The 5,382-nt window shown below is 70.8% G+C and carries 6 protein-coding genes and 1 pseudogene; 6 read left to right on the top strand and 1 reads right to left on the bottom strand.

Annotation, left to right across the window (positions count from 1 at the left end):
* On the bottom strand, nucleotides 1-497 hold a 497-nt coding region (locus GA0115259_RS22420; RefSeq protein ID WP_093600130.1), incomplete at its 3' end, for a 5-formyltetrahydrofolate cyclo-ligase.
* 93 nt (nucleotides 498-590) lie between these two features.
* Between GA0115259_RS22420 and galU the strand changes: the two genes are divergently transcribed.
* The 6 genes and pseudogenes from galU to GA0115259_RS22390 all read left to right on the top strand — a co-directional run.
* On the top strand, nucleotides 591-1,508 hold the full coding sequence (gene galU / locus GA0115259_RS22415; RefSeq protein WP_093600126.1) for a UTP--glucose-1-phosphate uridylyltransferase GalU: 918 nt from the start codon (nucleotides 591-593) through the stop codon (nucleotides 1,506-1,508).
* 35 nt (nucleotides 1,509-1,543) lie between these two features.
* Entirely contained in the window at nucleotides 1,544-2,881 is a 1,338-nt protein-coding gene (gene glp, locus GA0115259_RS22410) for a molybdotransferase-like divisome protein Glp (RefSeq protein WP_093600123.1), read from the top strand.
* A 71-nt stretch (nucleotides 2,882-2,952) separates the two neighbouring features.
* Complete coding sequence (moaC, locus tag GA0115259_RS22405; protein ID WP_093600120.1) at nucleotides 2,953-3,516, top strand: cyclic pyranopterin monophosphate synthase MoaC; 564 nt, start codon at nucleotides 2,953-2,955, stop codon at nucleotides 3,514-3,516.
* A 65-nt stretch (nucleotides 3,517-3,581) separates the two neighbouring features.
* Nucleotides 3,582-4,202 carry a MogA/MoaB family molybdenum cofactor biosynthesis protein gene (locus tag GA0115259_RS22400; protein WP_370748352.1) on the top strand — a complete coding sequence of 207 codons (621 nt, stop codon included), beginning with the start codon at nucleotides 3,582-3,584 and terminating at the stop codon, nucleotides 4,200-4,202.
* On the top strand, nucleotides 4,199-4,822 hold the full coding sequence (locus GA0115259_RS22395) for a GNAT family N-acetyltransferase (RefSeq protein WP_093600114.1): 624 nt from the start codon (nucleotides 4,199-4,201) through the stop codon (nucleotides 4,820-4,822). The genes GA0115259_RS22400 and GA0115259_RS22395 overlap by 4 nt, the downstream gene beginning before the upstream one ends.
* Before the next feature lie 142 nt (nucleotides 4,823-4,964).
* Nucleotides 4,965-5,382 (top strand): annotated as a pseudogene (locus GA0115259_RS22390) (hypothetical protein); the annotation flags it as partial.

Here is a 5,382-nt window from a genome sequence, read left to right as displayed (position 1 = left end):
TCCAGCAGGCCCGCCAGGGCCGGCTCGGCGCCCGCCTCGGCCAGCCGGCCCAGCACCCGGTCGTACGAGCCGCCACCGCGTCCCAGCCGCATACCGCGCCCGTCCACCGCGAGGCCGGGCAGCAGGACGACCTCCGCGTCCAGTACGGCGTCGGGACCGAGCCGTACACCGTCGGGCTCCAGCAGTCCTCGCCGCGCGCGTACCAGCCGCTCCGCGCCCTCGTACGGCGCCCAGTCCAGGTCGTTGTCCGCCATCAGCACCGGCAGCAGGACCCGTACGCCCCGCGCGCGCAGCGCGTCGAGCAGCGCGCGCGTCCCGGGCTCGCGCCCTACCGACACATACGCGGCGACGGTACGGGCGCGGGCCAGCTCCGGCAGTTCCAGGGCGCGCTCCGCGAGAACCGCAGCGGCTCTCCGCGCGTCTTCACCGGACAGCCCGTTCCTCGCGGCGAGAAGTTCGCTCCGCAGCGCGTCCTTTCCGGGCATGTCATCCCCCATCAGACATCACAAACCTCTCGTATGAGTACGGAAGAGGCGAAAGTTAACCAGAGCATCATCTTCCGCCCATACGCAGCAGATAGTGTGTTCGGCATGACTCAGTCGCCCTCCCGGGCCAGCTCCGCCAGGATCAGCAAGGCTGTCATCCCTGCCGCCGGCCTAGGCACCCGGTTCCTGCCCGCCACCAAGGCAACTCCTAAGGAGATGCTGCCGGTCGTCGACAAGCCGGCGATCCAGTATGTGGTCGAGGAGGCCGTGGCAGCCGGTCTCTCCGACGTGCTCATGGTGACCGGTCGCAACAAGCGTCCTCTTGAGGACCACTTCGACCGGAACTACGAGCTGGAAGAGGCGCTCACCCGCAAGGGAGACCTTGAACGCCTCGCCAAGGTCCAGGAGTCCAGCGACCTCGCCACCATGCACTATGTGCGTCAGGGCGATCCCAGAGGCCTCGGCCACGCCGTCCTCTGCGCGGCTCCGCACGTCGGCGACCAGCCCTTCGCGGTCCTGCTCGGCGACGACCTGATCGATCCGCGCGATCCGCTGCTGGCCCGGATGGTCGAGGTCCAGGAGCGCGAGGGCGGCAGCGTCATCGCCCTCATGGAGGTCGATCCGTCGCAGATCCATCTCTACGGATGCGCCGCGGTCGAGCCCACGCGCGACGCCGATGTGGTCAAGGTGCACGATCTGGTCGAGAAGCCCGACGCCGCCGACGCGCCCAGCAACTACGCGATCATCGGCCGCTATGTCCTCGATCCCGCCGTCTTCGGGATACTGCGCAAGACCGCTCCGGGCCGCGGCGGCGAGATCCAGCTCACCGACGCGCTTCAGCAGCTCTCCGCGGACGAGAAGGTCGGCGGACCGGTCCACGGCGTGGTCTTCAAGGGCCGCCGTTATGACACCGGTGACCGCGGCGACTATCTCCGTGCCATTGTCAGACTCGCATGCGAACGTGAAGACCTGGGCCCGGACTTCCGGACCTGGCTCCGCGGTTATGTCGCGGAGGAGATGTAGCACTTGATGTAGCACTTGACGAGGAGATACGGCACTTGAGCAGCACGGCGGAATCGGCACCGGCGGCCTACGGGCACGAGCGGCTCTGGTCGGTGGACGACCATCTCGCGGACATTCTCGCCGCGGTGCACCCGCTCGATCCCATCGAGCTGCAACTGCTCGACGCGCAGGGCTGTGTGCTCGTGGAGGACATCACGGTGCCGGTGGCGCTGCCGCCGTTCGACAACAGCTCCATGGACGGCTACGCGGTCCGTACGGTCGATGTCGCGGGCGCCACCGAGGAGTTTCCCGCCGTGCTGACCGTCGTCGGCGATGTCGCGGCGGGCAGCGGTGCCCTGCCCGAGGTCGGCCCCGGGCAGACCGCCCGGATCATGACCGGTGCCGCGCTGCCGCCGGGCGCCGAGGCCGTCGTTCCGGTGGAGTGGACCGACGGCGGTACGGGCGGCGGTGCGGCCACCTCGATGCGCCCGGCCGTGGAGGCGCCGGACGGCGCGAGCGGCGAGGTGCGGGTGTACCGCCCGGTCGAGGCCGGAGGCCATGTCCGCGCGCGCGGCAGCGATGTGCAGGCGGGCGATCTGGCCCTGGAGGCCGGTACGGTCCTGGGCCCGCCGCAGATCGGACTGCTGGCCGCCATCGGCCGCGGTTCGGTACGGGTCCGCCCGCGCCCGCGCGTGGTCGTGCTCTCCACCGGCAGCGAGCTCGTCCAGCCCGACGAGCAGCTCGGCGACGGCCAGATCTACGACTCGAACAGCTTCGCGCTCACCGCGGCGGCCAGGGACGCGGGCGCCATTGCGTACCGGGTGGGCGCCGTCACCGATGACGCGGACACCCTGCGCGCCACCATCGAGGACCAGCTCATCCGCGCCGACATGGTGGTCACCACGGGCGGCGTCAGCGTCGGCGCGTACGACGTCGTCAAGGAGGCGCTCTCCTCCGTAGGAGACGAGGACGAGGACGGCGGCGGAGTCGATTTCCGCAAGCTCGCGATGCAGCCGGGCAAGCCGCAGGGCTTTGGTTCGATCGGCCGGGAGCACACTCCGCTGCTCGCCCTTCCCGGGAATCCGGTCTCGTCGTACGTCTCCTTCGAGCTGTTCGTACGTCCCGCGATCCGCAGGCTGATGGGCCTGGAGGAGGTGCACCGCCCGAAGGTCCGCGCCACGCTCGCGGCGGACAAACCGCTCTCGTCGCCGGCCGGCCGCCGTCAGTTCCTGCGTGCCGCGTACGACGCCGAGGCGGGCTCGATCACTCCGGTCGGCGGCGCGGGATCGCATCTTGTCGCCGCACTCGCCCATGCCGACGCGCTGATCGTCGTCCCGGAGGACTCGGTCTCGGTCGAGCCCGGTACGGACGTCGATGTGGTCCTGATCGGCTGATGCGCCCGTGTGGCGGTACCGTGTCTGCCCACACAGGCCCTGACGGGCCCGGACCGGGAGCGCCACAGCGAATGACTGTGTTTTCCCGGGGGGAGACCCCCGGACCCTCTCAGCAGGGCGGCTTGACCCATGTCGACGAGTCGGGCGCGGCCCGTATGGTCGATGTCTCGGCGAAGGAGATCACCGCGCGCACCGCACGCGCGAGCGGCCGGGTGCTGGTGTCGCCGCGCGTCGTCGAACTGCTCAGGGGCGGAGGAGTGCCCAAGGGCGACGCGCTCGCCACCGCCCGTATCGCGGGCATCATGGGCGCGAAGCGGACTCCGGAGCTGATTCCGCTCTGCCATCCGCTGGCCGTCTCGGGCGTCACGGTCGACCTCGCGGTCACGGACGACGCCGTCGAGATCCTCGCCACGGTCAAGACCACGGACCGTACGGGCGTCGAGATGGAGGCGCTGACGGCTGTGTCGGTGGCCGCGCTTACCCTCGTGGACATGGTGAAGGCGGTCGACAAGGGCGCGGTCATCACGGACGTACGGGTCGAGGAGAAAACCGGCGGCAGGTCGGGCCACTGGACCCGCCGCCCGGGGCCACCGGGCGCCGCGACGCAGGGCGAGGCGGACGGGGCGGAGTCATGAGCGCGCGTGCGGGCGAGGGCCCGCAGAACGCTGTCCCGGGAGGCGTGTCCGACGCCGGTGAGCCGGTGGTACGGAAGCCGTCGGCCACTGGGCCGGGGCCGTCGGGGACGGGGCCGGAGCCGTCGGCTACGCGGCCGGGACCGACGCGTCGGAGGACCTATCGCGCGCTCGTCGTCACCGCGTCGAATCGTGCCGCCGCCGGTGTCTACGCCGACACGGGCGGCCCGATCCTCGCCGAGGGCCTCGCCGCGCTGGGCTTCTCCGTCGACGGACCGGAGGTCGTCCCCGACGGAGAGCCCGTCGAGCGGGCCCTGCGCGCGGGCGTCGCCGCCGCGTACGACGTCATCCTGACCACCGGCGGTACGGGCATCTCGCCCACGGACCGCACCGCCGATGTCACCCGGCGCGTGATCGACTACGAGATCCCGGGCATCCCCGAGGCGATCCGCGCCGAGGGCGCCGTGAAGGTTCCGACCGCCGCGCTCTCGCGTGGCCTGGCCGGTGTGGCCGGGCGGACCCTGATCGTGAACCTGCCGGGCTCGACGGGCGGCGTACGCGACGGTCTCGCCGTGCTGGACCGGCTGCTCGTCCACGCCGTGGACCAGATCCACGGCGGCGATCACCCTCGTACCGATCACCCTCGTACCGATCAGCTCCGCACCGATCACCCCCGTACCTCCGGATGAACCCGTCCTGGCCCGTGGCGCTGGTGGACGGCGATATCACCCTCCGCCCGATAAGGCTGCGCGACCAGCGCGCGTGGCGTGAGGTGAACCGGCGGAACCGCGACTGGCTGCGGCCCTGGGAGGCGACGATCCCGCCGCCGCCACCGGGCGGCCCGGTCGCCCAGCGTCCCACCTACCGGCAGATGGTCCGCCATCTGCGCGCCGAGGCCGGCGCGGGCCGGATGCTGCCGTTCGTGGTCGAGTACCAGGGACGGCTCGTCGGCCAGCTCACGGTCGCCGGGATCACCTGGGGATCGATGTGCTCGGGGCATGTCGGCTACTGGGTGGACCGCGAGGTAGCGGGCCGCGGAGTGATGCCGACCGCCGTCGCGCTCGCCGTCGACCACTGTTTCCGTATGGTCGGACTGCACCGTGTGGAGATCTGCATCCGCCCGGAGAACGGGCCCAGCCGCCGGGTGGTCGAGAAACTCGGATTCCGCGAGGAGGGGCTGCGCCCGCGCTATCTGCATATCGACGGGGCGTGGCGGGACCATCTCGTGTTCGTGCTCACGGCCGAGGAGGTGCCCGAGGGACTGCTGCGCCGGTGGCGGCAGGCACGGCCGGGAACGCATAGAAAATGAAATGTTTGTTCGATAGTGATCGACATATGACTATAAACTGATCTGAACAGTCACAAAAAAAGTCCGTGATATCAGCCAGATCGTGCGACACACCGGCTCAATTGGCCGATGCCCTGATGCGAACCCCTCTACGGTGTGAACCGTGAGCAGCAGCGGCCTCATCTACGCAGTCATCGTCGGGGCCTGGGCCGCCTACTTGGTGCCGATGTGGCTCCGCAGGCAGGACGAACTCAATGAGGCACGTCCGACGGAGCGCTTCAGTACCGCCATCCGGCTGCTGTCCGGAAGGGCGGCCATGGAGCGCCGTTACGCCAAGGAGCTTCAAGGGCGCGCCGCCGAGGAGGCGGGGTCCGACGGGGAAACGGACGCCGGCACGGAGTCGATGAGCTCCGTCGACGTCCGGGCCTTCGCCGCGCCTCCGGCCCGTACGGAAGCCCGGATGGAGATCCGGGCGGACGTCACCGCACCGGCCAGGTCCGTACCCGCACCGTCGCGCAAGGCACCCAGGCCCGCACCGGCACGTCCGGCGCGCGCCTCCGCGCCCGCCCGGCGCGCGCGCC

The sequence above is a fragment of the Streptomyces sp. MnatMP-M17 genome, assembly GCF_900091995.1.
Taxonomy (GTDB): Bacteria; Actinomycetota; Actinomycetes; order Streptomycetales; family Streptomycetaceae; genus Streptomyces.
The sequence above is the reverse complement of the archived record's forward strand: the minus strand, read 5'-3'. Positions and strand labels throughout refer to the sequence as shown.

Coding starts and splice junctions, on each gene's coding strand:
- galU (WP_093600126.1), top strand. CDS start 591: ATGACTCAGTCGCCCTCCCGGGCCAGCTCCGCCAGGATCAGCAAGGCT.
- moaC (WP_093600120.1), top strand. CDS start 2,953: ATGACTGTGTTTTCCCGGGGGGAGACCCCCGGACCCTCTCAGCAGGGC.
- GA0115259_RS22395 (WP_093600114.1), top strand. CDS start 4,199: ATGAACCCGTCCTGGCCCGTGGCGCTGGTGGACGGCGATATCACCCTC.